Source organism: Collimonas rhizosphaerae, from assembly GCF_038896935.1.
Classification (GTDB): Bacteria; Pseudomonadota; Gammaproteobacteria; order Burkholderiales; family Burkholderiaceae_D; genus Collimonas; species Collimonas rhizosphaerae.
Genome location: NZ_JBANDC010000011.1, coordinates 43,342 through 59,020, shown reverse-complemented (window position 1 = coordinate 59,020; position 15,679 = coordinate 43,342). Strand labels below are relative to the sequence as shown.

Genomic DNA, 15,679 nt, shown 5'->3' with positions numbered 1-15,679 from the left:
ATATTGAATGCTTGGTTTCAGGAGCGGTAGAGGCGGCTGTATTGTTCTTCATGCTGCATCGACAGCAGCGACAGGCCAGGCGCCCAGTTCGACAATTCATGGTCGGCCAGTCCTTGCGCTTGCTGTGCAGCCAGCTGCAGTTCTGTCTGCAAGGACAACAGCAAACGCTGGCCGGCGACCTGGCCCAGCGGTATCGATTTGACGCACACCAGCACCTGGTTTTCCGCCCAGGAAAACAGCATGCCCAGCAGCGCCGCCTCATGCGGCACCTGCAGCGCTACCGCGGCGTAGGCGTAGGCGGTCGGCAGCGGCAGTTCCGGCTGGGCCTGCAAGATCGCCAGCAAGGCGGCATCGCCTACCTGCAGTTCGATCGCCAGCTTGCCCAGCGAATATCCCATCTGTATGGTTTCGGCGCGGAATTCGGCGGTGTCGCGGGCTGCGATGAAACGTTCAGTCCACAGCGCAACCGCGGCGCCGTCGCGGCCTTCGAACGCTTGCAGCAGGCGCCACAAGACGGGCGCCTCAAACAGCGCCACTACTTGCTGCAGGTTGTTGCAGATCCAGCCGCGCGCGGATTCCGGATCCTTGACCCAGCCCTTGTCGATGGCCGTTTCCAGCCCCTGCGAATAGCTGTAGGCGCCGATCGGCAGCGACGGACTGGCCAGTTGCAGCAGATGGAGCAGTGCGGTCGCGTTCATCTTGTGTGTGCGGAACTCAGGTGCCGGATTCGTCGCCAGGGCGATGGATTTTCTGGCGCAGCGGCACCGGCGCCAGCAAGCCGTCGTGCTGGTGGTGATGGCCGCCGCCATAGGCTCCCGATTCGGGCTCGAACGCCGCCAGTTCTTCAGTGACCGTGGCTTGCAGGCCCTGCAGCATTTCCTTCAGCACTGCATCCTTGCGTATGCGCAGGAAACCGTCGCCGACATGCGCCTGGGTGTGCCGGTTGCCCAGGTGGAAAGCACAGCGCAGCAAGGCGTGCGGACTGGCGCATTCGATGCGGTAGGTTGCTTCGGCAGCCGCCATGATCTTGACCACGCGCTCCTGGCCGCTGTCGTCGCTGCCTTTGAGCAGGTCGCCATGGCGCAGCACGGTGCCGCGCACCGTGAATACGCCGACTTCTTCGCCGCTGGACAGCGCTGCCCGCAGGCGACTCTTCTCGCGCAATTCATAGGGCAAGACCAGTTCGCCATGGATCAGGTCGGCGCGTTCTACTTTTGTGTTGAGGATTAACATCTTGCTTTCATCGAAATTGAATCAGAACAGGAAATAACGCTGCGCCAGCGGCAATATGCTGGCCGGTTCGCACACCAGCAATTCGCCGTCGGCCCGCACTTCATAGGTTTCCGGATTGACTTCCATGTGCGGCGTGGCGCTGTTATGGATCATGTGGTGCTTGCGCAGGTGGCGCACGTCTTTGATCGCGACTACCGGCTTGTTCAGCTTCAGGCGTTCGCCTATGCCGTCGTCAAACGCCGCTTGCGAAACAAAGGTGAGCGAGGTCTTGAGGCCGCCGCCGTAGGCGCCGAACATCATCCGGTAGTGCACCGGCTGCGGCGTCGGGATAGAGGCGTTCGGATCACCCATCTGGGCGGCCGCGATCATGCCGCTTTTCAGGATGGTGGATGGCTTGACGCCGAAGAAAGCCGGCTTCCACAGCACCAGGTCGGCAATCTTGCCGACTTCGATCGAGCCCACCACATGCGAGATGCCATGGGTGATGGCGGGATTGATCGTGTATTTCGCGATATAGCGCTTGACGCGGAAATTGTCAGCCTTGCTGCCGCTGTCCTCGGCCAGCTTGCCGCGCTGGACCTTCATCTTGTGGGCGGTCTGCCAGGTGCGCATGATGACCTCGCCGACCCGGCCCATGGCCTGCGAATCGGACGACATCATGCTGATGGCGCCGATGTCGTGCAGGATGTCTTCGGCGGCGATGGTCTCGCGCCGGATGCGCGATTCGGCAAACGCTACGTCTTCGGCAATCGCTGCATCCAGGTGATGGCAGACCATCAGCATGTCTAGGTGCTCGTCCAGCGTGTTGACGGTAAACGGCCGGGTCGGGTTGGTGGACGAGGGCAGCACATTGCTGTTGCCGACCGCGGCGATGATGTCCGGCGCATGTCCGCCGCCGGCGCCTTCGGTATGGAAGGTGTGGATGGTGCGGTCCTGGAACGCGGCCAGCGTGTGTTCCAGGAAACCGCCTTCGTTCAAGGTGTCGCTATGGATCGCGACCTGCACGTCCATGCGGTCGGCCACGCTCAGGCAGTTGTCGATGGCGGCCGGGGTCGAGCCCCAGTCTTCATGCAACTTGAGGCCGATGGCGCCGGCCCGCACCTGTTCTTCCAGCGGCCCCGGCAGGCTGATGTTGCCCTTGCCGAGGAACCCCAGGTTCATCGGGAAAGCGTCGGCCGCCGACAGCATCGCATGCAGGTGCCAGGGGCCGGGCGTGCAGGTGGTGGCGGCGGTGCCTGCCGCCGGGCCGGTGCCGCCGCCGAGCATGGTGGTGACGCCGCTCATCAAGGCTTCTTCCATCTGCTGCGGGCAGATGAAATGGATATGGCAATCGATGCCGCCGGCGGTGACGATCTTGCCTTCGCCGGCGATGATCTCGGTGGCGCCGCCGATCACCATGGTCACGTCGGGCTGGATGTCCGGGTTGCCGGCCTTGCCGATGGCTGCGATCTTGCCGCCCTTGATGCCGATGTCGGCCTTGACGATGCCCCAGTGGTCGATGATCACGGCATTGGTGATCACCGTGTCCATCACGTCCTTATGCATGCGCTGCGACTGGCCCATGCCGTCGCGGATCACCTTGCCGCCGCCGAATTTCACTTCTTCGCCGTAGGTGGCGTAGTCCTTTTCGATTTCGATGAACAGCTCGGTATCGGCCAGGCGGATGCGGTCGCCGGTGGTGGGGCCGTACATTTCGGCGTAGGCATGCCTTGCGATCTTGCTCATGATTTTGCTCGTTTCGTTAATGCACCCATGACCTTGCCGTTGAAGCCGTAGACGATGCGGTCGCCCGCCAGCTCCACCAGTTCCACCGTGCGCTTCTGGCCCGGCTCGAAGCGCACCGCGGTGCCGGCGGCTATGTTGAGCCGCATGCCGTAGGCATCCTCGCGCTCGAACAGCAGGGCCGGGTTGACTTCGTAAAAATGAAAGTGCGAGCCGATCTGGATCGGCCGGTCGCCGCTGTTGGCGACGGTGACGCTGCTGCAGCGGCGGCCGACATTGAGTTCGATGTCGCCGCCCTGGATCTGCATTTCTCCTGGAATCATGGTGGCTCCGGCGCGGGTTAGGGAATAGGGTGATGCACGGTGACCAGCTTGCTGCCGTCCGGGAAGGTGGCTTCGACCTGGATGTCGGGAATCATTTCGGCGATGCCGTCCATCACGTCGGCGCGCGTCAGGATCTGGCTGCCGTAGGACATCAGTTCGGCGACGCTCTTGCCGTCGCGCGCGCCTTCCATGATGGCGGCGCTGATCAAGGCGACCGCTTCCGGATAGTTCAGCTTGAGGCCGCGCGCCAGCCGCCGTTCTGCCAGCAGGGCGGCGGTGAAGATCAGCAGCTTGTCTTTCTCTCTTGGCGTCAGGTCCATGTGACTGTTCTTTCTTTTCGATGACGGAGGTGATGTCGGTTCGTTGATTCGTTGATTCAGGTGTTCCAGATACGCGGTATCAATGCTTCGTGCCCCAGCATTTGCGGGCGGACCAGCTGCCAGGTTTGCATCATCCACTGCCGCGCCAGTTCGCTGGAGTGGCCCAGGTGGCGCAGCACCAGGACCGATTTCACCTGCGTGACGCCGACGCTGGCGCGGTCTCCCGCCAGCTGGTTCGAGAGTTCGCGCAACTGTTGCACGAAGCCCGGAGAAAACGGCTTGCCGGCCGCCACCAGGGTGGCGCACACGGTACAGCCCGCCAATCCCAGGCGGTTATGCATGGCTGGGCTGGCGCCGCTCAGCGTGCCTTGTTCGAACCACAATAATTTGCCGTCGCGGCGGATGCTGGTCTGCTGCGAGATGCGGCCGCTGTTGAATGTTTCGCCCGAGGCGGTGCGGCCGAAGCACAGGATCTCGCCGCCGATGTAGCGGGCTTCGCCTTGCAGCTCGACCTGGTGTTCCAGCGCGACTTCGGCCCGGTCGAAAAAAATGGTTTCCTGCGGCAGCCATTCCATGGTTGCCGAATCGGCAACCTGCAGCCTGACCTGCTGCTGCGAAAGCTTGCCGTTGGCCTGGTACCACTTGGCCGCGCCGGGCGTGGTGAGGAAGGCGTGGGCGCCTGGGCCGACGCTGGCCTTGACGGTAAGCTGGTCGCCGCCGACCACGCCGCCGGGCGGATGGACGATGATGGCGTGGCAGATCGACGGATGTTCCGGATAGAGCGCCTTCTGCACGCGCAAGGGACCGTAATGGGCACGCTCCAGCAGCCGCGTGGTGCCGCGGTCGTCGCCAAAGCGCAGCGCCAGCCAGGCCTGGTTGCCGGCGCGATGGATTGGCTCGGACAGGGCCGCAGGCAGGGCGGTCTCGGCGCTAGCGGGCATGGGCTGGACGGTCAAGTTATCCATGGAGCACTATACCGCCAAGTGCCGTTTCACGCTGTCGTCATCCATGCCGTCCTGGCTGCCGGCGGCCACCACTTCGCCGCGCGACAGCACGACAAAGTTGTCCGTCAGGTCGCGCGCAAAATCGAAGTACTGTTCGCACAGCAGGATGCCGATGTCGCCGCGCTCGCGCAGCAGGCGGATCACGCGCCCGATATCCTTGATGATGGAGGGCTGGATGCCTTCGGTCGGTTCGTCGAGGATGATCAGCTTCGGTTCCGCCAGCAAGGCGCGCGCGATCGCCAGCTGCTGCTGCTGGCCGCCGGACAGGTCGCCGCCGCGCCGCTGCAGCATTTCCTTCAGCACCGGGAACAGTTCATAGACCTCGTCCTTGATCAGCAGCGCCTTCTTGCCGGACTTGGTGGCCATGCCCATCAGCAGGTTTTCCTCCACCGACAGGCGCGCAAAGATTTCACGTCCCTGCGGCACATAGGCAATGCCAAGCGCGGCGCGCTGGTGCGGCTTGAGGCTGGTGATGTCGCGTCCTTCCAGCGTCACCTTGCCGCTGGCGCTGGGCAGCACGCCCATCAGGCACTTCAGCAGGGTGGTCTTGCCGACGCCGTTACGGCCCAGCAGAGCCAGGCACTTGCCTTTTTCCAGGGACAGCGAAACGCCGCGCAGGGTATGCGAGGAGCCGTAATACTGGTTCAGTTGTTCAACGTTCAGCATAGTCTTCTAGCGCCCGAGGTAAACTTCGATCACGCGCTCATCGGCCTGCACTTCCGACATCTTGCCGGCTGCCAGCACCGAGCCTTCATGCAGCACGGTGACCTTGCCCTCCTGCGCGATCTCGGCGACAAAGCCCATGTCATGTTCGACTACCATGATCGAGTGCTTGCCGCGCAATTCATTGAGCAGTTCCGCAGTGCGCGCGGTTTCCGCATCCGACATGCCGGCCACCGGTTCATCCAGCAACAGCAGCTGCGGTTCCTGCATCAGCAGCATGCCGATTTCCAGCCACTGCTTCTGGCCGTGCGACAGCAGGCCGGCCAGCCGCCGCTCGTTGCCGTTGAGGCGGATCAGCCTGAGGCAGGCGTCGATCTTGTCGACCTGTTCCGAGCTCAGCCGCGAAAACAAGGTGGTCCGGACTGTCAGGCGCTTGCCCATCTTCATCGCCAGCTCAAGGTTCTCGAACACGGTATGCTGTTCGAACACCGTCGGCCGCTGGAACTTGCGGCCGATGCCGGCGTGGGCGATGTCGTATTCGGTCAGCTTGGTCAGGTCGATGCTCTGGCCGAAGAAAGCGGTGCCGGCGCTGGGCCGGGTCTTGCCGGTGATGACATCCATCATGGTGGTCTTGCCGGCGCCGTTGGGGCCGATGATGCAGCGCAGTTCGCCCACCGAAATATCCAGGTTCAGGTTGTTCAGCGCCTTGAAACCGTCGAAGGAAACCGTGATGTTTTCCAGGTAGAGGATGGCGCCGTGGGTGGTGTCGACGCCTTCCGGCTTGATCCGCGCATACGAGGTGCCGTAGTCGGCGTGCAGGGCGTTATCGACCTTGTCGGATGGCTGCGCCGGGTTATAGATCTGGCTCATGCGCTCTCCTTGCCACTCTTGAATTTGCTCTTCAGCTTGTCGGCCAGGCCCAGGATCCCCTGCGGCATGAACAGCGTGACCAGGATGAAAATCAAGCCGAGCGCGTACAGCCACAGGTCGGGGAAGGCGCCGGTGAACCAGCTCTTCAGGCCGTTCACCGAGAAGGCGCCGATGATCGGCCCCAGCAGCGAGCCGCGGCCGCCGACCGCGGCCCAGATCACCATTTCGATCGAATTCGCCGGCGACATCTCGGACGGATTGATGATGCCGACTTGCGGCACGTACAAGGCGCCGGCAATGCCGCACAGGACCGCCGACAAGGTCCACACGAACAGCTTGAACCAGAGCGGGTTGTAGCCGATGAACATCAGGCGCGATTCGGAATCGCGCACTGCCTGCAGAACCCTGCCGAGCTTGGAGGTGACGATCCAGCGGCACAGCAGCAGGGCGCCCAGCAGGAAGGCCAGCGTGATCAGGTACAGCACCGCCTTGGTCGACGGCGCCGTGATGGAGTAACCCAGGATGCGCTTGAAATCGGTGAAGCCGTTGTTGCCGCCGAAGCCGGTGTTGTTGCGGAAGAACAGCAGCATGAAGGCGAAGGTCATGGCTTGCGTGATGATCGAGAAATACACGCCCTTGATGCGCGAGCGGAAGGCGAAATAGCCGAACACGAAAGCCAGCACGCCCGGCACCAGCACCACCAGCGCCATGCAGTACCAGAAATGGTCGGTCAGCGACCAGAACCATGGATAGGTTTTCCAGTCGAGGAACACCATGAAGTCGGGCAGGTTGCTTTGATAGACGCCGTCGCGGCCGATCGCCCGCATCAGGTACATGCCATGGGCGTAGCCGCCCAGTGCAAAGAATACGCCGTGGCCGAGCGACAGGATGCCGGTGTAGCCCCATACCAGGTCGAGCGCCAGCGCCGCCATGGCGTAGCACATGAACTTGCCGACCAGGGCTACCGTGTAGCCGGAAATGTGCAGTACATGGCCGGCAGGGAAGGCCAGGTTGAGCACCGGCAGCAGGGCCAGGACCACGCTGCAGAAAATGATCCCGCTCCATGCTGGACGCGAAAACAACGGCGTCCTGGTGGCGGCGATCTGCTGGGAAACCGGTAGGGTTGCGCTGCTCATTCGACGCTCCTGCCTTTCAGCGCAAACAGGCCTTGCGGGCGTTTTTGAATGAAGACGATGATGAAGACCAGGATCGCGATCTTGGCCAGCACGGCGCCGGCCACCGGCTCCAGGAACTTGTTGACTTCGCCCAGGCCGAACGCGGCGATCACGGTGCCGGCCAGCTGGCCGACGCCGCCCAGCACCACCACCATGAAGGAGTCGACGATGTAGCCCTGGCCCAGGTCCGGCCCGACATTGCCCAGCTGCGACAGCGCCACGCCGCCGAGGCCGGCGATGCCGCAGCCGAGGCCGAAAGTCATCATGTCGATCTTGCCGGTCGAGACGCCGACGCAGGACGCCATGCGGCGGTTTTGCATGACCGCCCGCACGAACAGGCCGAGCCGGGTCTTGTTCAGGATCAGCCACACCGCCAGCACCACGGCCAGCGCGAAGAAAATGATCACGATGCGGTTATACGACAGCACCAGCGAACCGAGCACGGTGACGCCGCCCGACATCCAGCTGGGATTGGCGACTTCGACGTTCTGGGCGCCGAAGATGGAACGCACCAGCTGCATCAGCATCAGGCTGATGCCCCAGGTGCAGAGCAGGGTTTCCAGCGGCCGGCCGTACAGCCAGCGCAGCACCAACCGCTCCAGCACGATGCCGACCGCGGCGGTGACGATGAAGGCGGCCGGCAGCGCGACCAGCAGGTAGCCGTCCAGCGCGCCCGGGAAATACTGGCGGAACAGCAGCTGGCAGACATAGGTGGTGTAGGCGCCTATCATCAGCAGTTCGCCGTGCGCCATGTTGATGATGCCCATCAGGCCGAAAGTGATCGCCAGCCCGAGCGCGGCCAGCAACAGCACGCTGCCGAGCGAGATGCCATAGAACACCTTGCCGATGAAATCGACCGTCGCCAGGTGGCGGTCCAGCACGCCCAGGGTGCGCACTGCTTCGATGCGTACCGCCGGATCCGGCTCGACATAACTGCCGTCCGGGTTCTTGTCGAGCAGGTTTTGCAGGGCGGGGCGCAGGTTGGCGTTGGTGCTGCCGGCCAGGGTTTGCACCGCGGCCTTGCGGGTGGCGGCTTCGGGCGAGTGCAGGTTGGCGGTGGCGATCACCTGTTGCAGGATGGCCTGGATTTCGGGATCGCTTTCCTGGTGCAGGGCTTTGCTGATCAGCGGGATTTGCGCCGGGTCGGCGGTTTTTATCAGTTCCGTGGCGGCGGCAATGCGCTGGTTGCGGTTGGCGGAAAACAGTTTCAGGCCGGACAGGGCGCCTTCCACTACGCCGCGCAGGCGGTTGTTGACGCTGATGCCTTCGGCGTCGTCGGGTGCGGGCGAGGTCTGGTCGGTGGCTGGGTTGAATGCCTGGGTGTCGTCGACGATCAGTATGGTGCCGTCGGGGCGGGCGTACAGGGCGTCGGTATTCAGCGCGTTCAGGATCTTTAGTGCGTCGTCGTTGGCCAGTGCGGCGATCTGGTTGACTGCGGCTATGCGTGCATCGGGATCGTCGCCGGCCAGCGGCTTGAGCAGCGCCGGGTCGATCCTGGCGTGCGCCAGCGCGGTGTGCAGGCACAAACTTGCAATGAGAAGAATTTTTCTTGAGATTTTCATTAGTCTGTTTGCGAGCCGATTTTTCCTGCCTTGGCATTACGGGACGGTAGTTAAATGGGGTCAGAGTTTTTTTTCGCGCCTTTTGCGAAAATTACTCTGACCCCATTTAACGGGCTACGGAGTACGTTCGGTGGCGTGCGATGTCCTTCGTTCGGTGTTATCTAAAACGTTCACTGCTCCGTGGGTACAAGCCGGGGGCGGCCCGGCAGCCGCTCACTTTCTTTGCTTCGCCCCTAGCCGGGCGCCAAAAAGTAAGCAAAGAAAGGCGACCGCAAAGCCGTTGCCTTCCCTTCGGTCAGGTCCCCAAATCCGGCGCGTGCCAGCCGGGTGGGGGACAAACTCGCCTTCGGCTCAAACATGTCCCCCACAATTCCCGGCTGGCACGCGCCGGATTTGGCAACGTCCCAATGCGGAATTCAAAAGCAACGGCAACGTCAAAAGCAACTCCAACGTCAAAAGCAACTCCAACGTCAAAAGCAACCCCAACGTCAAAAACAACTACAACAGCAACGTCAAAACCAACAGCCTTGATGCCGCTACGGTCAGAGTTTTTGCTTGCTTTCGTTGCCTGGGATGTACGGGCTCCAAGGCTGTGCGCGGATTGTGGTCTTGGTTTTGTTGACTACGTTGAATTGGCCGTCAGCCTTGATTTCGCCGATCATTACCGGCTTGTGCAGGTGATGGTTGGTGGCGTCCATTTCCAGTTCATAGCCAGACGGGGCCTTGAATTTCTGGCCGGACATGGCGGCGATCACTTTGTCGGTGTCGGTGGACTTGGCTTTTTCCACGGCCTGTTTCCACATGTAGATGCCGACATAGGTCGCTTCCATCGGATCGTTGGTGACTACGGTGCTGGCGTTCGGCAGTTTCTTGGCGACGGCGTAGGCTTTCCATTTCTTGATGAAGGCGGTGTTGACCGGGTTTTTCACCGACTCGAAATAATTCCATGCGGCCAGGTGGCCGACCAGCGGCTTGGCGTCGACGCCGCGCAATTCTTCTTCACCGACCGAGAACGCTACCACCGGCACGTCCGTGGCTTTCAGGCCGGCATTGCCCAGTTCCTTGTAGAACGGCACATTGGAATCGCCGTTGATGGTCGAGATCACTGCAGTCTTGCCGCCGGCGGAAAATTTCTTGATGTTGGCGACGATGGTCTGGTAATCGGAGTGGCCGAACGGCGTGTAGACTTCGTCGATATCCGTATCCTTCACGCCCTTGCTGTGCAGGAAGGAGCGCAGGATCTTGTTGGTGGTGCGCGGGTAGACATAGTCGGTGCCGAGCAGGACGAAGCGCTTGGCGCCGCCGCCTTCTTTCGACATCAGGTATTCGGTGGCCGGGATCGCTTGCTGGTTAGGCGCGGCGCCGGTGTAGAACACGTTCTTCTCCAGCTCTTCGCCTTCATACTGCACCGGATAGAACAGCAGGCTGTTGAGTTCCTTGAAGACCGGCAGCACCGATTTGCGCGAAACCGAGGTCCAGCAGCCGAACACCACCGACACCTTGTCCTGCGAAATCAGCTGGCGCGCCTTTTCGGCGAACAGCGGCCAGTTGGAAGCCGGGTCGACCACCACCGGCTCCAGTTGCTTGCCCATCACGCCGCCGTTGGCGTTGATCTCTTCGATCGCCATCAGGGCCACATCCTTCAGCGAGGTTTCAGAGATCGCCATGGTGCCCGACAGCGAATGCAGGATGCCTACCTTGATGGTGTCCGCGGCAAATGCAGACGGCAGCCAGGAGCTGGCGGCCAGGGCGAAAGCGCCGAGTGCGGTAGCTTTCAGAAGGGTGCGACGTGACATGAATTTCTCCTCCGGTTATGAGCGATAAAAAACAGAAAAAGCACGAGCAAAGAAAGCCTGCGGCAAACCTGGTGCGGGGATGCGCCGATTACACAATGGCATTAGCAGAATGCATGCCAGAGAGGCGGGACGGCGCCATGCGCCGGATTCGGGGAGAACGACTTGAATCTGAAGCAATATTGACGCCGGCGAGACGCGCGGCGCCCATATTTGGTGAGAGGGGATTTTGGTGCAGGATAAGCGCACCAGCATGGTGCTGCGCTATGCGGCGACCCTGGGGCCGCCGCAAAAAACGATACCGGTTGGTGCGGAAAACCCGGAACTGGCTGGCCGGTTCCGGGATTGATTCAGGGAACGATGGTGGTGAACAGGTAAACCGCAAAAATCACCAGGTGCACCGTGCCTTGCATGACCGTGGTGCGGCCGGTGCCGAGCGACAGCGTGGCGACGATGAAAGACAGCAGCAGCAGCACGGTGGATTTGACGTCCAGGCCGAGCGACAGGGTCCAGCCGGTGGTGAGCGAAACGATGGCAACCGCCGGAATGGTCAGGCCGATGCTGGCCAGCGCCGAACCCAGCGCCAGGTTGAGGCTGGTCTGCAGGCGGTTGGCGCGCGCCGCGCGCACCGCGGCCAGTCCCTCCGGCAGCAGCACCACGGCGGCAATGATGATGCCGACCAGGGTCTTGGGCGCGCCGACGCTCGCCACCGCGGTTTCCAGGGCCGGCGCCAGCGATTTCGCCAGCAGCACCACCGCTCCCAGGCAAATCAGCAGCAAGCCGCCGCTGAGCGCGGCCACCTTGGCCGATGGCGGCGCCGCGTGGACATCTTCATCGTTGACAGCTTCTTCCGGCAAGAAGTAATCGCGATGGCGCACGGTCTGCACCAGCACGAAGGTGCCGTACAGTATCAGCGAGATGACGGCGATGAACGCCAGCTGGCTGGGACTGTAGAACGGGCCCGCGGCGCTCGAGGTGTAGTTGGGCAGCACCAGCGTCAGCACCGCGATCGCCGCCAGCGTCGCCAGCGAAGCGCTCACGCCCAGCAAGCCGAAACTCTGTTCCTTGTGGCGGCTGGCGCCGACCAGCAGGCAGATGCCGACGATGCCGTTGAGGATGATCATGATGGCGGCAAATACGGTATCGCGCGCCAGGCCCGTGGTTTCTTCGCCGCCGGCCAGCATCAGCGAGACGATCAGCGCCACTTCGATCAGGGTCACCGCCAGCGCCAGCACCAGCGTGCCGTAAGGTTCGCCGACCCGGTGCGCGACGACCTCGGCGTGGTACACCGCCGCCAGCACGCTGCCGAGCAAGCCGATCACCAGCAATATCGTGTAAAAACCGCCTGGATTAAAGCTCGCGCCGCCGAGCAGGAGCCAGCCGGCGACCGGAGCGGCAATGGACCATATGGGGAGTGCAGGGGAAATTTTCATAAGGCGATTGGACACGCATCAAGCATTTTTTGCAAGTATTGCGTGGAAATCGGCCGCCGGTAAGGACAGAGCGTCTCATCTCACCAGGCCCAGCAGCCGGGATTTGCCGCGCACGGCCGATTCCGGCTGCGCGCTCTTGCCGGCAACCGGCACCGTCATCAGTTTTTCCAGCGCCCTGGCCAGCTTGACCCGGCCCGCCGCTGACATCCGTGTCATCGGCAGCCGCAGTTCGTCCTGTATCTGGCCTTGCATGGCCAGCGCTGCCTTTACCGGACCAGGATTCGGTTCCGAGAACAGCAGCTGGATCATCGGCAGCAGCTGCTTGAACAGGGCGCGCGCCGAACCGAGCTGGGCGGCGCGCACCAGTTCGAACAAATGCACAAACAGGTCGGGCCGTATGTGCGCCGCGGCGGAAATCGCGCCGTGCCCGCCCAGGCAGAGCATATTGAACAGCAAGGAATCGTCGCCGCACAGGACACGCAGGCTGGTACGGTTGATCAGTTCCATGGTTTGGGCCAGGTTGCCGCTGCTTTCCTTGATCGCCACGATATTGGCATGCTGTTCCAGCGCGCTCACGGTAGCGACATCGATATTGACGCCGGTCCTGGCCGGGATGTTGTACAGGACCAGCGGGCTCTCGGCGACTGCGGCCAGCGCTTCGAAATGCAGGCGTATGCCTTCTTGCGACGGCCGCACATAGGACGGCGCCGAAACCAGGAAAGCGGCCGGGCGCAAGGCGTTCAGGCGCTCGATTTTCTCGGTCACCGCGCGCGTGTCGCTGCCGCCGATGCCCATCGCCACCGGACAGCGGTCTTGCACCGCTTCCATCACGCCGCACAGCAGCTTGTCTTGTTCATGCTCGTTCAGGGTGGCGGCTTCGCCGGTGGTGCCGCATGCCACCAGGCCATGCACGCCGGCAGCGGATAGATTCAGGGCCAGTTGCTGCGCGCCGTAGAGATCAAGCTTGCCCTGGCGGAAAGGCGTGACGAGGGGAACCCAGATGCCTTCAAAAATGGACATGATGTTCTGTTTTCAGTAGAGGTTGGAATGATGTGGGGGCAGTAGCCATGCTCATGCCGGCAGCAATGGCGTGATGCGGCCGAATTCTGCCTGCGGCAAGGCGCGCATGATGTTGCCGATGACGGCGTCGATCGAGCCCTTGCTCAGGCACAGCCAGAATTTCATCTTGCTGGCGTGATCGACCGGCTTGACGCGCATGTAGATCATCAGGTCGCCGCAGGTGCCGACGATGATGCGGCGCAGCTCGGCGACCGAGGCGGCATCCACGGTGATGCGCATCATGAAATCTTTGTGGGTCGGGAGAGTCGGCTGGCGATACGAATGCGAAGAGAAGGGCAAGGCAGGGGCCTGGATTTTTTTCGAGACGGCAGCGGGAAGCGAAGAGAAGCGCCATGCTGCTGGAATTACCTGATTCATAGAAGGTATCTACTGGTCGTTTAGGTGACTACAGGTTAGCAGGCGGGACGTAAAGATTCTCTAAAAAGGACTGGCGGGCTTGTAAACGAGGCGTAAAAACTGCTGCGCTGCCCGTGCTCGATGCCGGTTCAGGCTACGCTGTTTTTTGCAGACAGGTATTTGCTCGGGGAGACGCCCAGCGAGCGCCGGAACATGGCGATGAATGCACTCAGGCTGTCATACCCGAGATCAAGCGCGATGCCGGTCACCGGCTGTCCCGCCATCAGCAGTTCCAGGGCGCGCATCAGCCGTGCACGCTGGCGCCATTCGGAAAACGGCATGCCGGTTTCGGCGGCGAAGCGACGGCTCAACGTCCTGGGCGCAATCGCAGCCCATTCAGCCCATTGCTGCAGGCTGCGCTGGTCCGCCGGATTGTCGGCCAGGGCCTGGGCGATTTTTTTCAGGCGGCGTTCCGCCGGCAGCGGCAACGCCAGTCTTGCGCGCGGCAGGCTGGCGATTTCATCGAGGATGACGGCCAGTACGCGCGCTTGCATTGCATCGGGCATGAGGGCATCGGACCAGCTTGCGGCTCGCAACACGGCTGCCCGCAGCAGGCCAGAGACTTGCAGCACCAGCGCTTGCCGCGGGAGACCGGCACAGGCGGCGGGCGCGACATAAACGCTCCAGCCGTCGAAGGGGCCGTGCGAGCGCAGGCTGTGCGGCTGATGGCCCGGGATCCAGACGGCGTGGCTGGGCGGCACCACCAGCCGTTCGTCGCCGGTATCGATGCTGAGCAAACCGCCGGTCGCAGCGATCAGCTGGCCGCGCGCATGGCTATGGAGCGGCGTGGCGCGGAAATCGTCGCTGCGGCAATGCACCGCGATGACTTGCGGTCCGGCTTGGCCGTCGGCGCGGGCGGGATCGAGCAGGGTTTGTGGTTTGGCTTGCATGCGACATATTATGGCTTAACGACGCAAGCCAGGCCATTTCTTGCGTCGCATACTGGGGCTCCTTTCTTAATGGAGCACAACCATGCGAGCAGAAGACCTACTTCCAAACCACTTCGATAGCGGCGATTTCAACGGCACCGTCGTGCGCAAGGGCACTGTCGGCGCCTTTCTGGCCAATGCCCGGACCTTCCTGGATCCGTCGGCGGCGCCGGGCCGCCGCCAGGAAGCGGAGCAGCACATGGCCGAGGCGCTTGCGGCGCTGGATGCACTCGGCCTGTTCGAGGTATGCGCGCTGCGCGATCCCGCCTTGCTGGCTTTTGTCGAAGAATGCCGCCGCAGGCAGGGTTGAATTTTGCCGGCTGTCCGCCAGCTGCATGCTCTTATGGCGCCGCCGGCAAACACTGCCGTATGCCGGCGGCGACGGCGCGGGCAGCCTTGCCGGCAAACTGCGGCGAGGCCAGGCGCGGTTCCTGGTCGGGATTGGCCAGCACGCCGATTTCGATCAGCAGCGCCGGCGACTCGGCGGTTTTCAGCACCACCAGGTCGTCAAAGCGATGGATCCCCAGCTGGCGGTCAAGCAAGGGGCGGTTTTCGCCCGGGATGGGCGTGGCGTGATAGAGCGAAGGGTGTTCGCCGATGTCTTGCAGGCGCAGGCTGATGCTTTTGGCGCAGTCCAGGCTGCGCGCATAATGCGGCTTGCTGGCGGCAACAAACAGGGCGTAGCCGGAGAATTCGCGGCTCCGGCCCGCGTCCAGCCAGGCTTGCTGCATCGAATCGTGGTGGATGGAGACGAACAGCGCCGCCTTGGCGCTGGCTTTGGTGCGCGCTTGTAAGGAAACCGGCGATCCTTGCGCAGCGACGTCGACCACGTCCAGTCCTTCTGCCTGCAATGCCTTGCCCAAGGCGATGGCGAATTGCCGGTTGAGGTCGAATTCACGGTTGCCGCCGGGGCCGGTGGCGCCGGGTTTTTCCGTCGTGTGGCCGGTATCGACCACGACTTGTTGTGCGTTGCAGCGGGCAAGCGGCAGGCCGTAGCAGCAGACCAGGCCGGCCAACGCCAGCAGCCGCCGGCAGATGGCGGCCTTGCTCATTTGTCGGAGGCTAGTGTAGTGTTTCACACCTAATGAAACTTAATAAACGGCATCTTTTCGCGCCATGCGTCGTTGCAAATCCTCGCGATAGCCCACTATCGCTCCGGTTTGCGTCTAGCCTGGC

Annotated in this window: 17 protein-coding genes; 1 reads left to right on the top strand and 16 read right to left on the bottom strand. The window is 62.6% G+C overall.

Features of this window, described 5'->3' with window-relative positions:
* Positions 1-17 precede the first annotated feature (17 nt).
* The 15 genes from V8G57_RS16425 to V8G57_RS16355 form a co-directional block, all read right to left on the bottom strand.
* Positions 18-698, bottom strand: a complete 681-nt coding sequence (locus V8G57_RS16425) for an urease accessory protein UreF (RefSeq protein WP_342830274.1) — start codon at positions 696-698, stop codon at positions 18-20.
* Between the two features lie 16 nt (positions 699-714).
* Positions 715-1,233 carry an urease accessory protein UreE gene (gene ureE / locus V8G57_RS16420; protein WP_342830273.1) on the bottom strand — a complete coding sequence of 173 codons (519 nt, stop codon included), beginning with the start codon at positions 1,231-1,233 and terminating at the stop codon, positions 715-717.
* A 21-nt stretch (positions 1,234-1,254) separates the two neighbouring features.
* Positions 1,255-2,958 (bottom strand): urease subunit alpha, encoded by a 1,704-nt coding sequence (gene ureC, locus V8G57_RS16415; protein ID WP_342830272.1) that lies wholly within the window; start codon positions 2,956-2,958, stop codon positions 1,255-1,257.
* The gene (locus V8G57_RS16410) at positions 2,955-3,278 is read right to left on the bottom strand and encodes an urease subunit beta (protein WP_092393005.1); all 324 of its coding nucleotides are present in this window, start codon (positions 3,276-3,278) and stop codon (positions 2,955-2,957) included. The genes ureC and V8G57_RS16410 overlap by 4 nt, the downstream gene beginning before the upstream one ends.
* 17 nt (positions 3,279-3,295) lie before the next feature.
* Positions 3,296-3,598: an urease subunit gamma gene (locus tag V8G57_RS16405; RefSeq protein ID WP_092393009.1), complete on the bottom strand. Its 303-nt coding sequence runs from the start codon at positions 3,596-3,598 to the stop codon at positions 3,296-3,298.
* 56 nt (positions 3,599-3,654) lie between these two features.
* Complete coding sequence (locus tag V8G57_RS16400) at positions 3,655-4,563, bottom strand: urease accessory protein UreD (protein WP_342830271.1); 909 nt, start codon at positions 4,561-4,563, stop codon at positions 3,655-3,657.
* Positions 4,564-4,569: 6 nt separating this feature from the next.
* Positions 4,570-5,268, bottom strand: a complete 699-nt coding sequence (gene urtE, locus V8G57_RS16395; protein ID WP_342830270.1) for an urea ABC transporter ATP-binding subunit UrtE — start codon at positions 5,266-5,268, stop codon at positions 4,570-4,572.
* A 6-nt stretch (positions 5,269-5,274) separates the two neighbouring features.
* Positions 5,275-6,135, bottom strand: coding sequence for an urea ABC transporter ATP-binding protein UrtD (gene urtD / locus V8G57_RS16390; protein WP_342830269.1), 861 nt, complete (start codon positions 6,133-6,135; stop codon positions 5,275-5,277).
* Positions 6,132-7,271, bottom strand: a complete 1,140-nt coding sequence (gene urtC / locus V8G57_RS16385) for an urea ABC transporter permease subunit UrtC (RefSeq protein WP_092393021.1) — start codon at positions 7,269-7,271, stop codon at positions 6,132-6,134. The genes urtD and urtC overlap by 4 nt, the downstream gene beginning before the upstream one ends.
* Positions 7,268-8,872, bottom strand: coding sequence for an urea ABC transporter permease subunit UrtB (gene urtB / locus V8G57_RS16380; RefSeq protein ID WP_342830267.1), 1,605 nt, complete (start codon positions 8,870-8,872; stop codon positions 7,268-7,270). The genes urtC and urtB overlap by 4 nt, the downstream gene beginning before the upstream one ends.
* A 542-nt stretch (positions 8,873-9,414) precedes the next feature.
* Complete coding sequence (gene urtA, locus V8G57_RS16375) at positions 9,415-10,668, bottom strand: urea ABC transporter substrate-binding protein (RefSeq protein WP_342830266.1); 1,254 nt, start codon at positions 10,666-10,668, stop codon at positions 9,415-9,417.
* A 347-nt stretch (positions 10,669-11,015) separates the two neighbouring features.
* Positions 11,016-12,098: a calcium:cation antiporter gene (locus V8G57_RS16370; RefSeq protein ID WP_342830265.1), complete on the bottom strand. Its 1,083-nt coding sequence runs from the start codon at positions 12,096-12,098 to the stop codon at positions 11,016-11,018.
* A 75-nt stretch (positions 12,099-12,173) separates the two neighbouring features.
* The gene (dapA, locus tag V8G57_RS16365; protein WP_342830264.1) at positions 12,174-13,118 is read right to left on the bottom strand and encodes a 4-hydroxy-tetrahydrodipicolinate synthase; all 945 of its coding nucleotides are present in this window, start codon (positions 13,116-13,118) and stop codon (positions 12,174-12,176) included.
* Positions 13,119-13,169: 51 nt separating this feature from the next.
* Positions 13,170-13,535 carry a hypothetical protein gene (locus V8G57_RS16360; protein ID WP_342830263.1) on the bottom strand — a complete coding sequence of 122 codons (366 nt, stop codon included), beginning with the start codon at positions 13,533-13,535 and terminating at the stop codon, positions 13,170-13,172.
* Positions 13,536-13,663: 128 nt separating this feature from the next.
* Positions 13,664-14,464: an AraC family transcriptional regulator gene (locus V8G57_RS16355; RefSeq protein WP_342830262.1), complete on the bottom strand. Its 801-nt coding sequence runs from the start codon at positions 14,462-14,464 to the stop codon at positions 13,664-13,666.
* Positions 14,465-14,546: 82 nt separating this feature from the next.
* Between V8G57_RS16355 and V8G57_RS16350 the strand changes: the two genes are divergently transcribed.
* A complete protein-coding gene (locus tag V8G57_RS16350) occupies positions 14,547-14,813 on the top strand; it encodes a hypothetical protein (RefSeq protein WP_342830261.1) in 267 nt (88 codons plus the stop codon).
* Positions 14,814-14,844: 31 nt separating this feature from the next.
* Here V8G57_RS16350 and V8G57_RS16345 read toward each other — a convergent pair whose 3' ends face one another.
* Positions 14,845-15,555: an N-acetylmuramoyl-L-alanine amidase gene (locus V8G57_RS16345; protein WP_342830260.1), complete on the bottom strand. Its 711-nt coding sequence runs from the start codon at positions 15,553-15,555 to the stop codon at positions 14,845-14,847.
* Positions 15,556-15,679 lie beyond the last annotated feature (124 nt).